General features: G+C 72.9%; 14 protein-coding genes and 3 pseudogenes. 5 read left to right on the top strand and 12 right to left on the bottom strand.

Annotated elements, in window-relative coordinates:
• Nucleotides 1–103: 103 nt before the first annotated feature.
• The 6 genes from LNW71_RS19745 to LNW71_RS19720 all read right to left on the bottom strand — a co-directional run bounded on the left by LNW71_RS19745 (nucleotide 104) and on the right by LNW71_RS19720 (nucleotide 6123).
• The gene (locus LNW71_RS19745; protein ID WP_250969445.1) at nucleotides 104–1126 is read right to left on the bottom strand and encodes a cation diffusion facilitator family transporter; all 1023 of its coding nucleotides are present in this window, start codon (nucleotides 1124–1126) and stop codon (nucleotides 104–106) included.
• Nucleotides 1127–1214: 88 nt separating this feature from the next.
• A complete protein-coding gene (gene manA / locus LNW71_RS19740; RefSeq protein WP_250969444.1) occupies nucleotides 1215–2411 on the bottom strand; it encodes a mannose-6-phosphate isomerase, class I in 1197 nt (398 codons plus the stop codon).
• A gap of 142 nt (nucleotides 2412–2553) precedes the next feature.
• On the bottom strand, nucleotides 2554–3690 hold the full coding sequence (locus LNW71_RS19735; protein ID WP_250969443.1) for an SIS domain-containing protein: 1137 nt from the start codon (nucleotides 3688–3690) through the stop codon (nucleotides 2554–2556).
• Between the two features lie 51 nt (nucleotides 3691–3741).
• On the bottom strand, nucleotides 3742–3924 hold the full coding sequence (locus tag LNW71_RS19730) for a Trm112 family protein (RefSeq protein WP_250969442.1): 183 nt from the start codon (nucleotides 3922–3924) through the stop codon (nucleotides 3742–3744).
• Between the two features lie 392 nt (nucleotides 3925–4316).
• The gene (locus LNW71_RS19725; protein WP_250969441.1) at nucleotides 4317–5687 is read right to left on the bottom strand and encodes a phosphomannomutase/phosphoglucomutase; all 1371 of its coding nucleotides are present in this window, start codon (nucleotides 5685–5687) and stop codon (nucleotides 4317–4319) included.
• A 58-nt stretch (nucleotides 5688–5745) separates the two neighbouring features.
• Complete coding sequence (locus tag LNW71_RS19720) at nucleotides 5746–6123, bottom strand: DUF3499 domain-containing protein (protein WP_250969440.1); 378 nt, start codon at nucleotides 6121–6123, stop codon at nucleotides 5746–5748.
• Nucleotides 6124–6445: 322 nt separating this feature from the next.
• Here LNW71_RS19720 and LNW71_RS19715 point away from each other — a divergent pair, with 322 nt between their 5' ends.
• Nucleotides 6446–6877: a metallopeptidase family protein gene (locus LNW71_RS19715; protein ID WP_250969439.1), complete on the top strand. Its 432-nt coding sequence runs from the start codon at nucleotides 6446–6448 to the stop codon at nucleotides 6875–6877.
• A gap of 39 nt (nucleotides 6878–6916) precedes the next feature.
• Here LNW71_RS19715 and LNW71_RS19710 read toward each other — a convergent pair whose 3' ends face one another.
• The 3 genes and pseudogenes from LNW71_RS19710 to LNW71_RS19700 form a co-directional block, all read right to left on the bottom strand.
• Nucleotides 6917–8437, bottom strand: a complete 1521-nt coding sequence (locus tag LNW71_RS19710) for a DUF5719 family protein (protein ID WP_250969438.1) — start codon at nucleotides 8435–8437, stop codon at nucleotides 6917–6919.
• Nucleotides 8434–12425 (bottom strand): annotated as a pseudogene (locus LNW71_RS19705) (glycosyltransferase). The gene LNW71_RS19710 and the pseudogene LNW71_RS19705 overlap by 4 nt, the downstream one beginning before the upstream one ends.
• A 439-nt stretch (nucleotides 12426–12864) precedes the next feature.
• Entirely contained in the window at nucleotides 12865–13128 is a 264-nt protein-coding gene (locus LNW71_RS19700) for a WhiB family transcriptional regulator (RefSeq protein WP_024494319.1), read from the bottom strand.
• A 697-nt stretch (nucleotides 13129–13825) separates the two neighbouring features.
• Between LNW71_RS19700 and LNW71_RS19695 the strand changes: the two genes are divergently transcribed.
• The 3 genes and pseudogenes from LNW71_RS19695 to LNW71_RS19685 all read left to right on the top strand — a co-directional run bounded on the left by LNW71_RS19695 (nucleotide 13826) and on the right by LNW71_RS19685 (nucleotide 16651).
• Nucleotides 13826–14338, top strand: a complete 513-nt coding sequence (locus LNW71_RS19695) for a cysteine dioxygenase family protein (protein ID WP_250969437.1) — start codon at nucleotides 13826–13828, stop codon at nucleotides 14336–14338.
• Between the two features lie 44 nt (nucleotides 14339–14382).
• The gene (cofD, locus tag LNW71_RS19690; RefSeq protein ID WP_250969436.1) at nucleotides 14383–15339 is read left to right on the top strand and encodes a 2-phospho-L-lactate transferase; all 957 of its coding nucleotides are present in this window, start codon (nucleotides 14383–14385) and stop codon (nucleotides 15337–15339) included.
• Nucleotides 15336–16651, top strand: a pseudogene (locus tag LNW71_RS19685) (coenzyme F420-0:L-glutamate ligase). The gene cofD and the pseudogene LNW71_RS19685 overlap by 4 nt, the downstream one beginning before the upstream one ends.
• Nucleotides 16652–16737: 86 nt before the next feature.
• Here LNW71_RS19685 and LNW71_RS19680 read toward each other — a convergent pair.
• From LNW71_RS19680 to LNW71_RS19670, 3 genes and pseudogenes are all read right to left on the bottom strand, one after another.
• Nucleotides 16738–17718, bottom strand: coding sequence for a DNA-3-methyladenine glycosylase 2 family protein (locus tag LNW71_RS19680; RefSeq protein ID WP_250969435.1), 981 nt, complete (start codon nucleotides 17716–17718; stop codon nucleotides 16738–16740).
• 90 nt (nucleotides 17719–17808) lie between these two features.
• Nucleotides 17809–18900 carry an NDP-sugar synthase gene (locus LNW71_RS19675; protein ID WP_250969434.1) on the bottom strand — a complete coding sequence of 364 codons (1092 nt, stop codon included), beginning with the start codon at nucleotides 18898–18900 and terminating at the stop codon, nucleotides 17809–17811.
• Between the two features lie 299 nt (nucleotides 18901–19199).
• Nucleotides 19200–20524: pseudogene (locus tag LNW71_RS19670) on the bottom strand (peptidoglycan recognition protein).
• Nucleotides 20525–20662: 138 nt separating this feature from the next.
• Here LNW71_RS19670 and LNW71_RS19665 point away from each other — a divergent pair.
• Nucleotides 20663–21412, top strand: a complete 750-nt coding sequence (locus LNW71_RS19665) for a TIGR03089 family protein (protein ID WP_250969432.1) — start codon at nucleotides 20663–20665, stop codon at nucleotides 21410–21412.
• Nucleotides 21413–21491 lie beyond the last annotated feature (79 nt).

The raw sequence follows: 21491 nt of genomic DNA, 5'->3' as shown, positions 1-21491 counted from the left end.
TCAGCAGCGACGTCTGGCACTGCTGTCGAATCTACACCGAACGGCCCAGCCGCTCCCAGCCCACCGGGTCCGGGAGCGGCCTCGAAGGGCGCGTCCGGTGCGGTCAGTGGCTGGTTTCCGTGGGGTCGGCCGGGGTGTCGGGCGTCTCGTCGGCCGCGGGTGCGGCGGTCGATCCGCCCGGCGCCTTGGCCGGGTTGGTGCCGGCCGCGGCCGCCGCCTCGCTGTAGATGTCCGGCTCCAGGTAGATGACCCGGGCGATCGGGACTGCCTCACGGATGCGGGACTCGGCGGCGTTGATGGCATGGGCGACCTCGGTGGCCGTGTCGTCGTGCTGCACCGCGATCTTCGCGGCGACCAGCAGTTCCTCCGGGCCGAGGTGGAGCGTGCGCATGTGGATGATGCCGGTGACGGTCTGGCCGTCGACGACCGCGGCCTTGATCTTCTCGACCTGGTCGGTGCCGGCGGCCTCGCCGAGCAGCAGGGACTTGGTCTCGGCGGCCAGCACGATCGCGATCACGATCAGCAGGATGCCGATGCAGAGGGTTCCGATGCCGTCCCACACACCGTTGCCGGTGCCGAGGGCCAGGCCGACGCCGGCGAGGGCGAGGACCAGACCGATGAGCGCGCCGAAGTCCTCGAGCAGCACGACGGGGAGCTCGGGGGCCTTCGCGCGGCGGATGAACTGGCTCCAGGAGAGCGAGCCTCGGGTCTCGTTGGACTCCCTGATGGCCGTCCGGAAGGAGAAGCTCTCGGCGATGATCGCGAAGACCAGGACGCCGACCGGCCAGTACCAGGCCTCGATCGCGTGCGGGTGCTTGATCTTCTCGTAGCCCTCGTACACGGCGAACATGCCACCGACCGAGAACAGCACGATGGAGACGAGGAAGGCGTAGATGTAACGCTCGCGCCCGTATCCGAAGGGGTGCTGGGGGGTGGCCTCGCGCTTGGCCTTCTTGCCGCCGAGCAGCAGCAGTCCCTGGTTGCCCGAGTCGGCCAGCGAGTGGACGCTCTCCGCGAGCATCGACGACGAGCCACTGAACAGGAACGCCACGAATTTGGCCACTGCGATCGCGAGGTTGGCGCCGAGTGCCGCCACGATCGCCTTGGTTCCGCCTGACGCACTCATGGGTGCCTGGTGTCCCTTCTTCGGTGCTGCGGCTCCGGCGGCCGCGGTACGGCCGGACATTGTTGCAGTCAATGATGCGGACGGTACGTCAGGCCACCACTGTGGCCCGGAACAGCGTGCCGGTGCCGGACACTTCCGCCTTCTCCCCGGACGGTACGAACACCGACTCGCCGGGCACGAGGCCCAGCTCACCGGCCTTCGGCGCGCCCGCCGTGCAGAGCAGGATCTGCGGAGTGGCCGCGGTCAGGTCGACCGGGGCGGCGCCGGGTGACAGGTCGAAGCGGGAGAGCCGGAACTCGTCGACCGGAGTCTCGTACAGCTCCTCGCCGGACGGGGACGCCTCGGGGCGCAGGACCCCGGGGTCGGTCGCCTCGAAGCGGACGATGCGCAGGAGTTCGGGTACGTCGATGTGCTTGGGCGTCAGGCCGCAGCGCAGCACGTTGTCCGAGTTCGCCATGATTTCGACGCCGAGGCCGTCGAGGTAGGCATGTGGCACTCCGGCCCCGAGGAACAGGGCCTCGCCGGGCTGGAGTTGTACGTAGTTCAGCAGCATGGCCGCGATGACACCGGCGTCGCCCGGGAAGTGGTGGGCGATGCGCGCGTACGGGGCGTACGCGCCGCCGAGCCGTTCCGCGGCGGCTGCCGCGGCGGTCACCGTCTCCGCCATCTCGACCGGGTCCGCGGTGAGGATCGCCGTGAGGACCTCGCGCAGTGCGGCCTCTTCGGGGTGGGCGCGGAGCAGGTCCGCGTACGGCTTGAGGGAGTCGACGCCCAGCGCCTCCATCGCCTCGGCCGCCTCGATGGGCCGGCGGAAGCCGCAGAGGCCGTCGAAGGGGGTGAGCGCGCAGATCAGTTCGGGCTTGTGGTTGGCGTCCTTGTACGTGCGGTGGGCGGCGTCGATCGGGACGGACCGGCGCTCCTCGTCCGCGTAACCCTGTTGTGCCTGGGCGAGGTCGGGGTGGACCTGTAGGGAGAGCGGGGCTCCGGCGGCGAGCAGTTTGAGCAGGAAGGGGAGCCGGGGGCCGAACTTCTCGACGGTGGCCGGACCGAGTTCGCGGACGGGGTCGGTGGCGATGACGTCGGTGAGGGGCTGCTCGGCGGTGGGCGGCGTGGTGCCGGACGTCGCGTCGGGGCCGGTGCGGGTTATCCGGGAGGGGGCTCCGGGGTGGGCGCCCATCCACATCTCGGCCTGCGGCTCGCCGGTGGGGGCGACACCCAGCAGGGCGGGGATGGCTGTGGTGGAGCCCCAGGCGTACGGGCGCACGGTGTTGGAGAGCCGGTCCATGGAGTTCGTCCTCGTGCTTTGTGGGGTGCGTGGTCTTGGGGTGGTGCGCGGCCTGTCTCGGGCTTGCGGTGGTGCGTGGTCTGTATGGGGCGTGGCGCCGCGATCCGGTGCCTTGGCGTGGCACCCTCGCGCGTCGGGTGGTTCAGGCGCGGGCTGCCGAGGCCAGGGCCAGGTAGACGGCGGCGAAGTCGGTGACCGCGAGGAGTTCGGCGAGGGCTTCGAGCCTGCTGCCCTCCTCCGGTTCGAGTTCGCTGATCGCCGTCTCGTGGCCCAGCGCCAGTTCGCGGGCCGCGGGGGCTGCGCTCAGGCCTCCCGTGGGCCGGTCGCGGAGCAGGACGACCCGGGCGTGCAGGGCCTCCGGCTCGTCGACCCGGTCGCGGAAGAACTCGTCGGGGTCGGCTCCGGCGGCGAAGGCCCCGGCCAGCAGTGCGCCATGGGCGGGGAGCGCCTCGGGGAGTTCGGCCGCGAGGGCCGGACGGCCCGAGAGCTCGGCCAGGACCGCGGCGAACCGGCGCCCGACGGGGGCCGCGGCCTCGCCCTCCGTCCAGATGAGGGGAAGGCTGTCCGCGAGTTCGGCGGCCAGGGTCTTGGCCGGATTGCTGTACGTGGCGATCGCCGGCCCGCAGCGTTCCGCCGTGCGGTCCAGGCGGTCGGCGACGCTCTGCAGCGCCTCCGGGGGTGCGGTGACCAGGCCGACGCGGTCGAGCAGTGCGAGGAGCGGGGTGAACAGGGCCCAGAGGGTGCCCGGGCCGGCGGCCGACGTCTCGGCGTCGTACTCGCCGTGCGGGGCGGAGGCCATCGGCACGACGAGGCCGTGCACACCGTCGACCGCCTCGCGCAGCGGTGACTGCCGGGGGGCGACGGCCACGACGGTGCAGCCGCGGCGGTACGCCTGCTCGGCGATCAGGGCCAGGCCGGGTTCGGACCCGTCCGCCGTGGCGATGAGCAGCAGGTCGACGGAGCCGGCCCAGCCGGGCAGCGTCCAGCGCATCGCGCCCGCGGCGGGGGCGACGCCGGTCGGGTGGATGCGTGTGACCGGCGCGGAGGCCCCGGCGAGGGCGGTGATCAGGTCGGCGACGCCGGATGCGGCGGTGCCGGAGCCTGCGACCAGGACGGCGCGCGGGCGGCCCTCCGCGGTCAGCTCGGTGATCCCCGCCTCCGTCGCGTGCCGGGCGGCGGTGCGGACCCTGGCCCCGGCCTCGGCGGCGCCGCGCAGCAGACCGCGGCGGTCGGCTCGGGCCAGGGCTTCCGGGGCATCGAGCAACGACTCGTCGAGCATGTGGACGGTCCTCCGATCACGTGCTGATCACCGTGCGGGGTGTGGGCCCGGTTACGCGGGGCGGCGGGCCTCGTCGACGAGGAGGACAGGGATGGCGTCCCGTACCGGGTAGGCCAGGCCGCAGTCCTTGCCCGTGCAGACCAGTTCGGGGCTGTCTGCCGCCGAGCGGTCGTCGAGGGGGGAGTGACAGGCCGGGCAGGCCAGGATCTCCAGGAGGCCGGCTTCGAGCGGCATGGGGTGGGTCCCTTCGGGCGAGCACGGGTGCGTGTTCTTGTTCATGGGTCGGGCGAGGTCAGCCTACCGCTGGGGTGGCGGGGGCGCGCTTGGCCGGGGCGGGGAGCGGGGGAGCCTGTGGCTCCGGGGTGGGCGGGGCTGGGCCCGGGGCCCGTGCGTGTGGGCGGCCCCGACCGGGGCGGGGCGCCTGCGGCGGGCCTTGTCCCCTGCCCGCCCCTTCCCGTAACCGGGGCTCCGCCCCGGACCCCGCTCCTCAAACGCCGGAGAGGCTTGAATAGCAGCTCAAGCGCCGGAGAGGCTCGAAGAGCAGCTCAACGCCGGAGAGGCTCGAACAGCGGCTCAGACGCCGGAGAGGCTTGAACAGCAGCTCGAGCGCCGGAGAGGCCTGGCTGTCAGGACACCTTGCGGATCAGGGTCAGGGCCTCGTCGCGTACTGACGTCATCGTCTGTTCGTCGCGGGCCTCGACGTTCAGGCGGAGCAGGGGTTCGGTGTTGGAGGCGCGGAGGTTGAACCACCAGTCCGGGGCCGTGACCGTCAGGCCGTCCAGATCGTCGGTGGTGACGCCCTCGCGGGTGGCGAAGGCTGCTCGTACGTCCGCCGTGCGGGCCGGCTGGTCGTCGACCGTGGAGTTGATCTCGCCCGAGCCGGTGTAGCGGTCGTACTGGGCCACCAGGGCCGAGAGGGGTTCCGCCTGGCCGCCCAGGGCGGCCAGGACGTGGAGGGCGGCGAGCATGCCCGTGTCCGCGTTCCAGAAGTCGCGGAAGTAGTAGTGCGCCGAGTGCTCGCCGCCGAAGATCGCGCCGTGCGCGGCCATCTCCGCCTTGATGAAGGAGTGGCCCACCCGGGTGCGGACCGGGGTGCCGCCGTGTTCGCGTACGACCTCGGGGACCGAGAGGGACGTGATCAGGTTGTGGATGACCGTGCCGTGGCCGCCGTTGCGCGCCAGTTCCCGGGCTGCGACCAGGGCGGTGATCGCCGACGGGGAGACGCCCGCGCCCCGCTCGTCCACGACGAAGCAGCGGTCCGCGTCGCCGTCGAAGGCCAGGCCCAGATCGGCGCCCTCGGCCACCACCCTGGCCTGGAGGTCGACGATGTTCCTGGGGTCGAGGGGGTTGGCCTCGTGGTTCGGGAACGTGCCGTCCAGCTCGAAGTACATCGGGACCAGTTCCACCGGCAGGTCCGCGAAGACCGTGGGGACCGTGTGGCCGCCCATGCCGTTGCCCGCGTCCACGACCACCTTCAGCGGGCGGATCGCGGACAGGTCCACCAGCGACAGCAGGTACGCGGCGTAGTCGGTGAGGGTGTCCCGTTCGGTGATCGTGCCGGGGGTGGCGTCCGACTGCGGGGTGCCGGTGGTGGACCACTTCTCGACCAGGGTGCGGATCTCGGCGAGGCCGGTGTCCTGCCCCACCGGTGCGGCGCCCGCGCGGCACATCTTGATGCCGTTGTACCGCGCCGGGTTGTGCGAGGCCGTGAACATCGCGCCCGGCAGGTCCAGCACCCCGGACGCGTAGTACAGCTGGTCCGTCGAGCAGAGGCCGATCATCGTGACGTCCGCGCCCCGGCCGGCCGCGCCCCGGGCGAAGGCTCCCGACAGGGCGGGGGACGTGGGGCGCATGTCGTGGCCGATCACGATCGCGTCCGCGGCCGTCACCTCGGCGAACGCCGCCCCGAACTGCTCGGCAAGGGCTTCGTCCCACTGGTCGGGCACGACACCGCGCACGTCGTACGCCTTCACGAGCTGCGACAGATCTGCGGTCACGGGCCGGTCCTCCTGTGGTCTCTTCGGACCAGCCAAACTACCCGGCGGCAGTCCTGGCTCAGGAGTCGGGCGAGCGCAGCACGCGGAGGTGGCCCCTGCGGGCGACCTCCATCGGATCGGCGGCGCGCGGACCGCCGCCCCTTGGCCCGGCGCCGCGGTCCTGCGGACGCGCTGCTTCCCGTACGGCGTTGGCGAGCGCTTCGAGGTCGTCACCGCTGGGGCGGGTGGGCGCGGAGGGATCGGAGAGCCGGACGACCTCCCAGCCACGGGGCGCGGTCAGGCGCTCGCTGTGCTCGGCACAGAGGTCGTAGCAGTGGGGCTCGGCGTAGGTGGCGAGCGGGCCGAGGACCGCAGTCGAGTCGGCATAGACGTACGTCAGTGTCGCGACGGCAGGGCGGCCGCACGCGGTGCGCGAACAGCGACGTACAGGGCTCACGATGTTGGACGGTACCGCACTCTTGAGCGGGCCGCGACGACTCTCCCTCAGCTCACCCCACCGTGTCGCCCCGGGAGCTCGGCGCGGCCGCTTCCGGTGCAACTCCCCTGACCTGCACGGCAACAGAGGGGTGCAGGTCATGACGACAACGATTCCGGTCACCACTCGATCCAAAAGCGGTCAAAAGGTGGGAGAGCAGTGGTCAGGAGCAGGGCCGGAAAGGGGCTCCCGCATGGCCGGATTGCTCAGGAGCGGGCAGGCCGGTTCGCTACCCGGGCAGCAGCGACCGGCGGGCCGCGCAGAGCGTTACGCTGCGTCAGTGATGGACAGTCCCGTACCGCCGCCCCTCCCGTCCGAGCCGAGACCACGGCGCCGAGACCGACACGGCCGAGGCATGCGCGGGCCCGTCGCCCCGCCCCAGGTGCCGCTCTCGGTCAGCCGGGCGGACAGCTTCCGTGATCTCGTGCAGGACTCGGTGGAGCGGCTGGAGCGGCGCTGGCCGCAGCTGGCCGAGGTCGACTTCGTGGTTCTCGACGTACCGGGTACCGCGGAGGAGGCGGTACCGCTGGGGAGCGCGTTGCCCGCGGAGAAGGAACGGCCGGCGCAGATCGTCGTCTACCGGCGACCCGTCGAGATCCGCACCAAGAATCGCGACGAGCGTGCGCTGCTGGTGCACGAGGTCGTGGTGGAGATGGTCGCGGAGCTCCTGGGGCTCTCGCCCGAGTCGGTCGATCCCCGGTACGGGCAGGAGTAGCAGGGCGCGGTTGCGGGGGCCGGGCCCCCGCAGCCGCGTTCAGTCGTCCAGGACCGACAGGTCCTGTTCGGCCGCGGGCACCTCGACCGTTCCGCCGTCGTCCGGCAGGGTCTGCACCGTGAACATCGGGATGCCGTCCTGCGGGAGCGTGAGCGTGCGGGCGGCGTGGACCGGGCCGCCCGACTGCGTCTCGACGGTCAGCGCGTACGTGCCCTTGAGCCCTGCCGGTACCGGCGGGGTGACCGCCAGGGTGGTGCCGGCGGCGACCTTGTACGTCTTGCTGACCGGGGTACCGCCCTTGCTGCCCGCGGATGCCGTGACCTTCACGGTGCCTGCGGCGCCCGGCGCGGTGAGCGAGAGGACCGAGCCCTTGGCGCGGTTGTCGGCGGCGGTCGCCTGCGCGCCTACCGGCCCGGTCGCCGGGATGTAGCCGACCTCCTGCTTGTCGCCCTTGCCGCGGACCACCCTCAGTGCGGCCACCACCGGGGTGGCCCTGCCGTCCTGGGCGGGGGTCAGCTGCAGGGAGCCGGCTTCACCCCGGGTGAGGTCCTTCAGGTCGACCCCGGCGGTCATCCGCGACTTGACGTGCAGGTCCTCGTGGCCCGCCGGGGAGATCGCGCCCGTCTTGCCGAGCAGCTTCACCTTCAGGTCCGCGTCGTCCTCGCCGGGAGCGAAGGCCACCAGCCGGACCGAGGTCGCGTCCGCCGGGATGCCGGGCAGCACCAGGGTGCCCGCCGGGGCGGCGGAGGCGGTGAGCCAGTCGCTGCCGGTCCTGCTGTCCGCGGTCCTGACGACGGCGCCGACCCGTCCGGTACGGGTGGTGACGTGGACGGTGACGTCCTCGGCCGCCTTGCTGGTCAGCGTCGAGATCAGGACGCGGACGCCGGATCCGGCGGGGACCGTGATGCCCTCGCCCACATCGGACTTGAGCGTGCCGTCGGGACCGTACAGCTCGATGTCTGCGACGGCGGCGGTGTCGTCCGGGTTGGTGAGGTTGACGTAGTCCTCGCGGGACTTCGCCGTGCTCGCTGCCGGGAACCAGAAGTCGGTGTCGGGCGCGGTGCAGCCGACACCGAGCACGCCGCGGGATTCGCCCGCCTCGACGGTGGTGGTCTGCTGGGCGGTCCAGCCGGGGGCCAGCCGGCCGGTGGCGGTGCCGACGAGGGCGGGGGCGTCCGAGCCGGACACCTCGGCGGTGGCCGGCTTGCCGGGTTCCTTGAGGGCGAGGACGGGCTTGTCCGGGTCTGCCGCCTTGCCCTTGCCCTTGCTCTTCTCCTTGCCCTTCTTCGCTTCGTCCTTGGCCGCCGTGGACGACTGCAGTTCGGCCACGCCCGCCTCGCCGCCGCTCTTCCCGGCCGGAGTGAAGGACGTGTACGTGGTGTCCGCGAGGTCCGAGAGACCGGGCTCGGGACAGAGCAGGCTCGACCGCTCCACGGGCAGCCGCGTGGCTGCCTTCGCCTCCGTGGCGCCCCCCTCTCCGGGCACGGTGAGCGCGGCGAATCCGGTGACGGCCGCGAGAGCGGCGGCCCCCACGATGAGGGACAGGTTGGTGGACTTCACTCGGACTCGCCTCGCGATGCGTTACCGGTCGGCCACGGGTTCTGGCCCGGGGCGGGGTTCTCGTCGGTGTTCTCGTCGGGGTTCTGGGGATCGTGCGGCGGCTGCTGCTCGCCGTACTGGCCGGGGGCGTACTGGTTCGTGTCGTACTGGCCCGCGTCGTACTGGGTGTTGCCGTACTGGTCACCCGTGCCGTACGGGGCGTTGGCGTCGTACGGGGCGCCGGGGTACTGCCCCTGGCCCTGGCCCTGGTCGTACTGGGTGTAGTCGCCCTGCTGCTGCGGATAGCCGTACGGGTCGTAGCCGGCGGCGTCGGGCTGCTGCCCCGCGCCGTACTGGCCCTGCGGGTACTGGCCCTGCTGGTACTGGCCGTCCTGGTACTGCTGCGGGTAGTCGGCGCCCTGGTACTGCTGGGCGTCCCATTCGCCGTACTGCTGCTGCGGCACCGCCGCGTACTGGCCGGTGTCGCCCTCGGCCTGCTGCGGGACCGCCGCGTACTGGCCGGTGTCGCCCTCGGCCTGCTGCGGGACCGCCGCGTACTGGCCGGTGTCGCCCTCGGCCTGCTGCGGGACGGCCGCGTACTGGCCTGTCTCGCCGTCCGCCTGCTGCGGGACGAAGACGCCCTGGTCGTCGACGGCCGGCGGTTGCGGCGCGGACGGCGGCATGGCGGGGACGTACTCGGCCCGGTCCTCCGCGTCGACGTCCTCGCCGTCGGCCTCGCCCTCCGCCTGGGCGGCCGCGCGCAGCCTGCGCGCCCGGCGCCCCTCGCCCGCGACCGGCTCGGCGGGGACCGGCGCGGTCTCCTCGGGCAGGTCGTCGTCGATCTCCCGGCGGCGGCCCGGCAGGGCCAGGACCAGCAGGACGACGGCGAACGCGGCCTGGGCCCAGATCCACGCGGAGTGCGTGAAGGGCGTCTCGTACGTGAGGTCCAGCGAGCCGCCCTCGGCGGGGAGCTCGAAGCCCTGCGCCCAGCCGTCGACGGTCTTGCGGGTCAGCGTCCGGCCGTCGAGCGTGGCCTGCCAGCCCGGGTCGGCCGCGTCGGCGATCCGCAGCACCCGGCCGCTGCCGCCCTTGGGGATCTTGGTGTGCGCCTCGACCGGGAGGGAGCCGACCGGAAGCTGCTCGTCACCGGCGGTGGACGGGATGATCATGATGCGGGCGACCTGCCGGTCGACCCGCCAGAGTGCGCTGCCGTCCAGCTGGCTGAGCCGGCTGAGGCCCGGCGTCGCGTCGAGCACCCGGCTCATCTGCTTCGGTGCGCCGTCCCGCACGAGGACGTAACGGATCGCGAAACCGCTGAGCTGGCTGCCCTGGTCGGCGCCGGAACCCGCGACCAGGTTGGCGACGACCTTGTCGAGGTGGCTGTTGCCGCCCCGGCCGCGGCCAGTTCGGCGTCGCCCAGCCGGGCGCCGGAGCCGCGGACCAGGGTGTAGGCGACGGAGCCGGGTGAGGTGCCGCCGAGGACCAGGGTGCGGGGCTGGTCGCGGGTGCTGCTCTCCTCGGCGACGAACGCCGGCACCTGCACCGGGTCACGTCGCTCCAGCGGGCCCGCGGCGCCGCCGATCATCCAGCCGACGGCGGCCAGTACGGGGGCCACCCCGGCGGCGAGGGCGATCAGGACGGCTACCGGCTGGCGCCAGCCGAAGCTGAGCTCGGCGACGCGTACCCGGGCGCCGTCCGCGCCGATCAGGGCGGCGGCGATCAGCGCGCTGCCGTAGACGAGGGTGGCGGGGCCCGCCCAGCCGGAGCCGTTGGCGAGCCCGGCGAAGGCCAGGCCGACCAGGGCGACGGCCCAGGCGGTCCGGACCGCGAACTGCCGCTCCCCGCGCAGCAGCGCGGCCAGCGCCGCGAGCACGATGCCGAGCAGCAGGACGCTGCCCGCCGCCTTCGGTCCGCCGGGGCTGATCCCGAGCAGGTCCAGGGCGGAGGCCGTGCCCGTACCGGTCTCCAGGCCCGCTTCCTCGAAGAAGGACGACGGGCTGGTCAGCAGCGAGAGCGACCAGGGCGCCAGCACGAGCAGCGGGGTGCCGATCGCGGCGACGAAGCGGAGTCCGTAGGCGGTGATGTCGTCGCGGCGCAGCGCCAGGACACCGAGGCCGAGGACCACCGCGAGGGGCCAGACGATGGGCGTGAACGCCATCGCGAGGGTGAGGAGCAGGGTGTACGCCCAGGTGGCGCGCCAGCTGCCGCGCGTCCCCCCGCCGCTGCGCAGGCCGTGCGCGGAGACGGCCGTGCGGGCGATCAGGGGGAGCAGGACGAGCAGGACGGCGGTGCCGAGGCGACCGGTCGCCAGGGCCCCGGTGGCGGCGGGCAGGAAGGCGTACGCGACGCTCGCCCAGGCCCGCAGCAGCCGCGAGGGGAGCAGCGGCCTGGAGACGAAGTACGCGGTGAGTCCGGCGAGCGGGACCGAGCAGACCAGCAGCAGGGTGAGCGCGAAACCGGTGGAGCCGAGGAACAGCGCGGACAGGGCCGAGATCATGGCCAGGTAGGGCGGCGCGGTCTGGGTGCCGCCGGTGCCCACGGTGTGCCAGCCGTCGGCGTACCGGCCCCACAGGTCGGAGACGTCGCCCGGTGCGGGCAGCAGTGCGCCGCCCGCCAGTGCGCCGCCGCCGAGGAGGCCGCGGCAGGCGACGAGGGAGACCAGGAGCAGGACGGCGAAGAGGACAGGGCCCGGTTTGCGCCCGACCCGCTTCAGCCGTGCGAACTGGTCGATCTCCAGGAAATCGGCGTCGTCACCGCCCGGTCCGGACTCGACGGCGCCGTGCCGCGAGCCGCCGGCCTCCGCCTCCGAGCTGCCGCCGAAGTTCCCGGCGACCTGCTCGACGGTCGCGCGGACGGTGGCGCCCGGTGCCGGGAAGAGCCCGCGAAGTTCGGCCGGGTCGATGTTCCCCTTGCCGCGTGTGCGCCGGGCGGCCAGGATCCGGCCGGGGCGCAGCAGGGTGCCGAGGAGCCCGGCGACCTCGTCGAGGGCCTGGCCGGGCACCTTGCCGACGAGGTAGGCGAGCGTGCGCAGCAGGGTACCGAGCACGAGCCGGAGCAGCGCCCAGATCAGCAGCTTGCCGCGGGCGTTGACGAGCATCGTGTAGACGGCGCCGGCCTTGTCGACGCGGTGCGGGCTGGAGACGGAGCGTCCGGCGCAGTCGATGGGACGGCGTTCGCGGGCGGACGCCTCGGCGTGCCGCAGGACGGCGTCGGGGGCGACCAGCACCCGGTGCCCGGCCATGTGGGCGCGCCAGCACAGGTCGACGTCGTCACGCATCAGGGGCAGCCTGCGGTCGAACCCGCCGAGCTCCTCCCACACGTCACGGCGGATCAGCATGCCCGCGGTGGAGACGGACAGGACGGTTCGGACCTGGTCGTGCTGGCCCTGGTCCTGCTCGCGCCGGTCGAGTCCGGTCCAGCGCCGGCCGCTGTTGGCGATGGAGACGCCGACTTCGAGGAGTTGCCTGCGGTCGTACCAGCCGCGGAGCTTGGGTCCGACGATCGCCGCGTGCCGGTCGGAGTCGACGACGCGCAGCATCTCGGCGAGTGCGTCGGGCTCGGGCGCGCAGTCGTCGTGCAGCAGCCAGAGCCACTGCACCGGTTCGCCGTGGGGCAGTTCGGGCAGGTCGTAGGCGTCGTCGCGCCAGGACCTGGTGACCGGGTCCCAGCCGCTGGGCCGCTTCAGGTACGGCAGGTCGTCCGGGGTGAGCACACCGGCGGTGCGGCTCGCCTCGTCGACTGCGGTGCCGAAGCTCGTACGCCGCGCGAGGTGCAGGACGCGGTCGGCGCCGAGCGCCTCGGTGACCAGCCGCGCGGAGTCGTCGGCGCTGCCGGTGTCGGCGGCGACGACGTTCTGTACGGGGCGTTCCTGCCCGAGCAGCCCGGCGAGAGCGTCGGGCAGCCAGCGTGCGCCGTCGTGGGAGACGAGCACGGCGGTGACGACATGCCGGGGGAACTCTGGGGCGGCGGCAGCCGCGTACGGCGCCGTCGAATGGCTGTGCACGGACATCGAGGTACGGGCCCTCCGGCCGGGTCCGGGGGGCGTCCCCCGGGGGCTGCATTGGTGTACACGCGCGCTCTGTCGGGTCGTTGGCGCGTCTCGGACGGGGCCCCACACTAACGGTACGGATAACCGGGGTGGCGCGGAGCGGTTGAACGAGGGCAACGGCACAGCGGCCGGGGGCCGTGCGCGGGGTCCGGTGAGCCGTCGGCGCCGGGGCCGGGGCGCAGCCTTGGGCGGGCATGGCAATGGCCCGCCGCCTGCGGGCATGGTGCAGGCGGCGGGCCATGGGCGCCCTGGTCCGGGGAGCGGTCGGCTCCGCGGAGGGGCCGGTGTCGCCGGCCCCGGATTGCCCGGACGTGGTGTCCGGCGGCCAAGGGCCGTCCCGTAATCCCTGGCTGTCGTCGTGCGCCCGCCAGGGATTACGGGACGGCTCTTGGGTGGCTTATCAGATCGCGGCCTTCTTCAGACGGCGTCGTTCGCGCTCGGAAAGACCGCCCCAGATGCCGAATCGCTCGTCTTTGGAAAGGGCGTACTCAAGGCATTCGGACCGGACTTCACAGGCGAGACAGACCTTCTTTGCCTCGCGGGTGGATCCGCCCTTCTCGGGAAAGAAGGACTCGGGGTCGGTCTGCGCGCACAGTGCGCGCTCCTGCCAGCCGAGTTCCTCGTCCGCGTCCTCGACCAGCAGTTGCTGGAACAGCTCGGTCATGTGCGCCCCTCGTCTGTCTCTTGCGTCCCCGTGATGCGGCCGTTATCGAATCGGCCGAACGACACGAGTGAAATTACAAGTGTGTATCTCCGGGCCAGTCAAGCGCAGATCTGCTATTGGGCCCGGTATTCACTCTGCGGAACCAAGCGTATGCGGAAAGTGTTCAAATCACCAAAAACCTGACATATGCCATGGGCTCCCTCGCGCGCTCACCTCACACAGGAAGGAACTCCCGGAGGGGTGGTCACGTTGCGATTCGATCACCGAAGCGACCAAGATCACAGTCGGGTCACGGGGGTGCGACTGCGTTTAGCGGTCCACCTGTTGCGCCACATCTCCGCTGCGGGGGCTGCACAAACCTTTCTCCGCTCGGAGCAACCGGATGAGGTGAAACATTACCCCCAAATCGGGCATTGGGTTGACAGTCGGAGGTTCTCCGGTTCTCCTTGATGCCATGCCAGTGACCTCAGCAATGCGCGTCACCCACGTCCGTGGGTTCCGCAGCGCTGTGCAGGCTCGCTGTTGCTGTTCCAGCTGTCTCAGCTGTTGAGCCTTCGCGCTCCAGCCGGACCCAGCTCATCCCGGACCCCCGGACCCTCCCCATGCGGCCTTCGCGGCCCGCGGCCACCCGGTCCCTCCGGTCCTCGCGACACCCCTGCATCCGTACTGCACCCCATGCCGAGGAACCACCGCACCCATGAACAGCGACAGCGACCTCCAGATCGCCGGCGACCTCCTCGAGGTCCAGCACCTGCTGCGCCCCGCCCGTGAGCACCCCACCACCGTGGCGGAGTTCGTCGGGCTCGCACGCAGCATCGCCGACGACCGCGCCAGGTGGGCCCCGCTCGTCCAGTACGACGCCACCAGCCGCTGGTACCACCGGCTGCACACCGTCCCCGAAGCCCACGCGACCCCGCTCGGCTACGAGGTCTGGCTGCTCAGCTGGGTCCCCGGCCAGGGCAGCGGCCTGCACGACCACGGCCTGTCCTCCGGCGTACTGACCGTGCTGGAAGGCGAACTGACCGAGCGTACGGACCGCGGCAAGCGGACCCTGGGCGCCGGTGCCCAGCGCGTCTTCGCACCCGGCTACGCCCACGAGGTGGTCAACGCCTCCCTCGAACCGGCCGTCAGCCTGCACGTCTACTACCCCGGCCTGACCGACATGCCGATGCACGCCACCCAGTGCGTTCCGGCCGGCGCCACGGTCTGACGGCCCGCCGACGTCCACCGGGCTCCGCCTGACAAACTGTCCGCATGCGCATTGTGGTTCTGGCCGGCGGTATCGGTGGTGCTCGTTTCCTGCGTGGCCTCAAGGAGGCCGCGCCCGACGCGGACATCACGGTGATCGGCAACACCGGTGACGACATCCATCTGTTCGGGCTCAAGGTCTGCCCCGACCTCGACACCGTGATGTACACCCTCGGCGGTGGCATCAACGAGGACCAGGGCTGGGGCCGTACCGACGAGAGCTTCCAGGTCAAGGAGGAACTCGCGGCGTACGGCGTGGGCCCGGAGTGGTTCGGGCTCGGCGACCGTGACTTCGCGACCCATATCGTCCGGACGCAGATGCTCGGCGCGGGCTACCCGCTGAGCGCCGTCACGGAGGCGCTCTGTGCGCGCTGGAAGCCGGGGGTCCGGCTGCTGCCGATGTCCGACGACCGGGTCGAGACGCATGTGGCGGTCGATGTCGACGGCGAGAGCAGAGCCATTCACTTCCAGGAGTACTGGGTGAAGCTGCGCGCCTCCGTCCCGGCCCAGGCGATCGTGCCCGTCGGTGCCGAGCAGGCCAAGCCGGCGCCCGGCGTCCTGGAGGCGATCGCCGAGGCCGACGTCATCATCTTCCCGCCGTCGAACCCGGTCGTGTCCGTCGGCACCATCCTCGCCGTGCCCGGCATCCGGGAAGCCATCGCCGAGGCCGGGGTGCCGGTCGTGGGCCTCTCCCCCATCGTCGGTGACGCGCCGGTGCGCGGGATGGCCGACAAGGTGCTCGCCGCGGTGGGCGTCGAGTCGACGGCCGCCGCGGTCGCACAGCACTACGGCTCCGGGCTGCTCGACGGCTGGCTCGTCGACACCGTGGACGCGGGCGCGGTCGACGAGGTGGAGTCCGCGGGTATCCGCTGCCGCTGCGTACCGCTGATGATGACCGACGTCGCCGCCACGGCCGAGATGGCGCGGCAGGCACTGGCCCTCGCCGAGGAGGTACGGGCATGAGCGCCGCCCCGGACGCCGCGCCCTCGTACCGGGTGTGGGCACTGCCCGGAATGCCCGAGGTGCGGGCCGGGGACGATCTCGCGAAGCTGATCGCCGCCACCGAGCCCGGTCTGGCCGACGGCGACGTGCTGCTCGTCACCTCGAAGATCGTCTCCAAGGCGGAGGGCCGGATCGTCGAGGCCACCGACCGGGAGGCGGCGATCGACGCCGAGACGGTACGGGTGGTGGCGCGGCGCGGCACGCTGCGGATCGTCGAGAACCGGCAGGGCCTGGTGATGGCCGCGGCCGGGGTCGACGCCTCCAACACCCCCGCCGGAACGGTCCTGCTGCTGCCCGAGGACCCCGACGCGTCGGCCCGGGCGATCCGCGAGGGCCTGCGGGACACCCTCGGCGTCGAGGTCGGCGTCGTCGTCACGGACACCTTCGGGCGGCCGTGGCGCAACGGGCTGACCGATGTCGCGATCGGGGCGGCCGGGGTGCGGGTGCTGGACGACCTGCGGGGCGGGAGCGACGCGCACGGCAATCCGCTGAGCGCGACCGTGGTCGCCACCGCGGACGAGCTGGCCTCGGCCGGTGACCTGGTCAAGGGCAAGGCGGACGGGCTGCCGGTCGCGGTGGTGCGCGGGCTCGGCCATGTCGTGGACCCGGCGGACGCCGGCGGCGCCCGCGCGATGGTGCGGGTCGCGGCCGACGACATGTTCCGGCTGGGCACGTCCGAGGCGGTACGGGAGGCGGTGACCCAGCGGCGGACAGTGCGCGAGTTCACCGACGAGCCGGTGGACCCGGGAGCCGTGCGGCGGGCCGTGGCCGCGGCGGTGACGGCGCCGGCGCCGCATCACACGACGCCGTGGCGGTTCGTCCTGCTGGAGTCGCCGGACTCGCGGACCCGGCTGCTGGACGCGATGCGGGATGCCTGGATCGCGGACCTGCGGCGGGACGGCAGGAGCGAGGAGTCGGTCGCCAAGCGGGTGCGGCGGGGCGACGTGCTGCGCCGGGCGCCGTATCTGGTGGTTCCGTGCCTGGTGATGGACGGCTCCCACACCTACGGGGACGAGCGGCGGGACGCGGCGGAACGCGAGATGTTCGTGGTCGCCGCGGGCGCCGGCATCCAGAACTTCCTGGTGGCGCTGGCGGGTGAGCGGCTGGGGTCGGCGTGGGTGTCCTCGACGATGTTCTGCCGCGATGTCGTGCGCGAGGTGCTGGAGCTGCCCTCGTCCTGGGATCCGCTGGGAGCGGTGGCCGTGGGCCGGGCGGCGGTGACGCCTCCGGCTCGGGGGCGCGGGGTGCGGAGGAGTTCGTCACGGTGCGCTGAGGGGCGTGGGTTTCGGGGCTCCGCCCCGGACCCAGGTCCTCAGTCGCCGGACGGGCCGAAGCGCGCCGGGCGGGGCCGGGTTCGCGTCACAGGCTCGCGATGTTGCGCGGTTGCATACGCGGGGCGTGGCGGGGCGGGGTGTTGCCGGAGAGCATGATCAGACGTGTCGCCCGGTGGCGTTGGCCGGCGTACGGGGCCAGCAGGGCCAGCATCTCCTCGTCATCGGCGTTCCGGTTGCCGGCCAGTGCGTGGCCGACGATGCCGGGCAGGTGGTAGTCGCCGACCGTCACCGCGTCCGGGGCGCCGTTGGACCGCTGCAGGGTCTCGGCGGCCGTCCAGGGGCCGATGCCCGGGATCACCTGGAGCCGGGCCATCGCCTCGGTCAGTTCCATGGCGGCCGCCTCCTCCATGCGGCGGGCCACCCGGACCGCGCGCAGGATCGTCGCCGAGCGCTTGCTGTCGACGCCCGCGCCGTGCCACTCCCAGGACGGGATCAGGGACCAGGTGCGGGCATCCGGCATGACGTAGAGGCCGTACTCCTGCGGGCCGGGCGCCGGCTCCCCGTACTTGCGGACCAGCAGCCGCCAGGCGCGGTACGCCTCGTCCGTGGTGACCTTCTGCTCCAGGACCGACGGGATCAGGGACTCCATCACCAGTCCGGTGCGCAGCAGCCGCAGCCCCGGTCTGCGGTGGTGCGTCACCGCGAGCAGGCGGTGGCGCGGGGTGAACGCGTGCGGTTCGTCCGCCGCGCCCAGCAGCGTCGGCAGCTGGTCCAGCAGCCAGGCCGCGCCGGGGCCCCAGGCAGCCGCCTCGATCCGGCCTTCGCGGGCGACGACGTGGAGCGTGCCGGGGCCCGCGGGGGTGCGGGTGGCCCGCCGGACGGAGCCGTCCGCGGACATCCGGAAGGTGGGGTCGGCGGGGCCGCGGCGCAGCGGTCCGAGGACGAGCCGCAGGTCGAGCGGGCCCGGCGGGGTCCAGACGCGGGTGAGCGCCGCCGGTGCGGGCGTCGTCGCCTGGCGCGGGACGGCCGCGCGCGGGGCGCTGCGGGGAGCGAATCGTCCTGCCACGGGTGAGGTCCTCGGTAGTCGGGGGTGCCTGTCGAGGGTACGGCTGATTCCGGCCAGTCGGGCTGTCCTACGAGGAGCGGATCGCCCCGGTCATTCGTCCGAGGAGAACCGCACGGACGCGGCCGGCAGGTGCGCCCCGCACCAGATCCGGATGCCGTCGCGCAGTTCGTTGTCGGCGCCGACCTTGGCCCCGTCGCCGATGACGGCGCCCACCAGCACGGTCCGGCTGCCCACTCGGGCACCTGCTCCGACCAGGGAGTCCGTGATCACGGCCCCCGGTTCGACGACCGCGCCCGCCAGCACGGTGGAGCCCTCGATCCTCGCGCCGGCGCCGATGACGGCGTCGGCGCCGATGACCGTACCGCCGGAGAGTTTGGCGTCGGGGGCGACGGTGGCGGTCGGCATCACGAGCCGGTCGCCGCACCGCCCGGGGACGGCCGGGGAGGGGGCGCGGCCCAGGACCAGGTCGGCCGAGCCGCGTATGAAGGCCTGTGGAGTGCCGAGATCCAGCCAGTACGTGGAGTCGACCATGCCCTGCAGATGCGCGCCGGAGGCGAGCAGTCCGGGGAAGGTCTCGCGCTCGACCGAGACCGGCCGGCCGGCCGGGATGGTGTCGATGACCGACCGGCGGAAGATGTACGCCCCCGCGTTGACCTGGTCGGTGACGATCTCTTCGGGGGTCTGCGGCTTCTCCAGGAACGCGGTGACGCGACCGCTGTCGTCCGTGGGGACGAGGCCGAAGGCGCGCGGATCGTCGACCCGGGTGAGGTGGAGCGAGACGTCCGCTCCGGAGTCGGCGTGCGAGGTGACCAGCGCCCGGATGTCGAGTCCGGTGAGGATGTCGCCGTTGAAGATGAGCACCGGTTCGTCCGGACCGGAGGTGAGCCGCTGCGCGACGTTGCGGATGGCGCCGCCGGTGCCGAGCGGTTCACGTTCGGTGACGTACTCGATGTGGAGGCCGAGCTCCGAGCCGTCGCCGAAGTACGGCTCGAAGACCTCCGCCAGGTACGACGTCGCGAGGACGATGTGCTCGACCCCGGCCGCCCGGGCACGCGCCAGCTGGTGCGTGAGGAAGGGGACGCCTGCCGCCGGAACCATGGGTTTCGGCGTGTGCACCGTGAGTGGGCGCAGCCGGGTCCCCTTGCCGCCGACCAGGAGAATCGCTTCTTTTGCCTCTGTCACAGCACTGTCTCTGCTTCCTGCTGGGGCCGGGCCTGGTAAGAAGCTGTTGTCCGATCTCCGCTGGATCAGCGCGGGGCGTCCGGCGCGGTCGATCGCAAGGCGCCGGAGTGTCCTCATGGCGGAGCCATTCGGGCACTCCGGCAACGCCGCGAGCGGCCGTGCCAGGCGTCCCGCGCCCAGCGGAGATCGGACAACAGCTTCTTGGGCTGGCCAGTGTATGCAGACCGGAGGGGGTGTCCTTCGGTCAGCAGCCCGCAGCAGGCCCCGGGCGCCGTCGGCGCCGTTCGGCTCCTTCCCCGTCAGCGGCCCTGGAGCCGGGCCGAGCTGGTCCGTGCCGTGCCGAGCTTCTTGTAGAGACGTGCTCCGGGGCATTCGGTTGCGAATCCGTCCCGGTGGCCGGAAATGACGTTCAGTTTGACCTTCTTGCCCTTCTTGTACTTGTTGCTGCCGCCCGAGGTGAGCGTCACCTTGCCCTTCGGGTTGGCGCCGAACAGGCCGAGCTTCCAGGCCGTGAGCTTCGCGACGGCGTTGACGGCTGCGGCGGGCGGGGTCGAGTTGGTGAAGGTCCCGAGCACCGCGATGCCCATGGTGTTGGTGTTGAAGCCGAGGGTGTGCGCGCCCATGACGGCCTTCGTCACACCGCCGGCCCGGCCCTCGTAGATGTTTCCGCACCTGTCGACGGCGAAGTTGTAGCCGATGTCCCGCCAGCCGCTGCTCTTGACGTGGTAGCGGTAGATGCCGCGCAGCACCGAGGGCGCCTGGGAGCACTTGTAGTTGTTGCCGGTGGCGCTGTGGTGGATGAAGGCCGCCTTGACGGTCTTGGTGTACGCGAAGGTGCGCTCGCGGAGCTTCTCGTCGGCGCCCCAGCCCTTGCGGGTGATGATCCGCGGGCGGGGTCCGATGTACGGCTTGGCGCCCGGCGCGTAGCCGGCGGCCGCGTCGGTGGCGGACCTGCCCAGGGCGGGGAGCGCTGCGGCACCCTGCCGGGCGGTGCGGTCGGCGCCGGCGGCACCGGTGGCGGGGGTCTCCTGCGGGTCCGCGCCGGGGTCGACCAGTTCGAGGTGCAGGCCGCCGGGCAGCGGTACGGAGGTCTCGGCGTCCCTGGTGTCGGGGGCCTCGGGGCGCACCCGGACCTGCACGCCGTCGGAGGCGCCGACCCAGAGCGGGGCGGTGGAGCCCCGGGCGGCGCCCGAGTCGCGTTCGGCGGTGCCGGGGTCGGCGGAGTGTTCGGCGTTGTGCGTCTCCAGCTCCTGCCAGCCGGACCAGCGGCCGGTGCCGGTGGCGCGGGTGCGGACCTGGGCGGTGCCGTGGAGTTCGGCGTCCACGTCGTCCCAGACGACGCCGACCATGGAGAACGGGTGGACGTCGCGCTCCGCCAGCCCCTGCCCGGCGGCTGCGGCGGCGGGTGCGTCGGTGGCCCGTGCGGAGGCGGTGGACAGGGGGACAGGGCCAGGGACTGCGTCGAGCCGGGCAGCTGGGCGGGCTCGGAGGCCTCGGCGGACCGTTGGTCCGTGGCGGTCGGATGGGCGGGGGCGTCGGAGGCGGCGCCCGCGGGCGCGGCGAGCGGCAGTACGAGAGCTGCCGCACAGGTGACACCGATGGAGGATGCAATGAAGGCACGCATACAAATGATCCTGGGCACAACCGGACAACTCCGGCGACCGGTGTTTCGCCGGGCAATTGACGGCCCGTCTGCCGAACCGGTGTACCAGGCACCCGCTGTGCCCGGTCCGGCCCGCCACCGCCGCGTACCCTTGCGCGGATGAACGCCAGCGACCGCACCCCTGCCGACCTGCTGCGTTCCGCGCTTGCCGCGGACCCGGCCCGCCCCATGGTCACTTTCTACGACGACGCCACCGGAGAGCGCGTCGAACTGTCCGTGGCCACCTTCGCCAATTGGGTGGCCAAGACCGCCAACCTGTTGCAGGGCGACCTGGCCGCGGAGCCCGGCGACCGGCTCGCGCTGCTGCTGCCCGCGCACTGGCAGTCCGCCGTCTGGCTGCTCGCCTGCTCCTCGGTCGGCGTCGTCGTCGATGTGCAGGGCGACCCCGCCGCCGCCGATCTCGTCGTCACCGGTCCGGACACGCTGGAGGCCGCACGGGCCTGCAGCGGTGAGCGGATCGCGCTGGCGCTGCGCCCGATGGGCGGCAGGTTCCCGCAGCCGCCCGAGGGATTCGCGGACTACGCCGTGGAGGTGCCGGGGCAGGGCGACAGGTTCGTCCCGTTCGCGCCGGTCGACCCGGATGCCCCGGCGCTGGCCGTGGGCGAGGTCGCGCTCACCTCGGCGCAGCTGGTCGCGCGGGCCCGCGAGGACGGTGCCGCGCTGGGCCTGGGCGACGGGTCGCGGCTGCTCTCGGGGCGGACGTACGACACCTGGGACGGCCTCAGCGCGGGGCTCTTCGCGCCGCTGGCGACCGGGGGGTCCGTGGTCCTGTGCCGGCACCTCGGGCAGCTGGGTGAGGACAAGCTGGCCCAGCGCGTCGAGAGCGAGCGCGTCACCCGCACCGTGTGACGGCCGGGCGCCCGCCTCGCGCCCACGCGGCACACCCTGCGTTCACCGGGCGCCGGCCCCGTCCGGACGGCCATGCGGT

Origin of the sequence: Streptomyces sp. RKAG290 (assembly GCF_023701695.1) — a bacterium.
GTDB lineage: Bacteria > Actinomycetota > Actinomycetes > Streptomycetales > Streptomycetaceae > Streptomyces.
The sequence above is the reverse complement of the archived record's forward strand: the minus strand, read 5'-3'. Positions and strand labels throughout refer to the sequence as shown.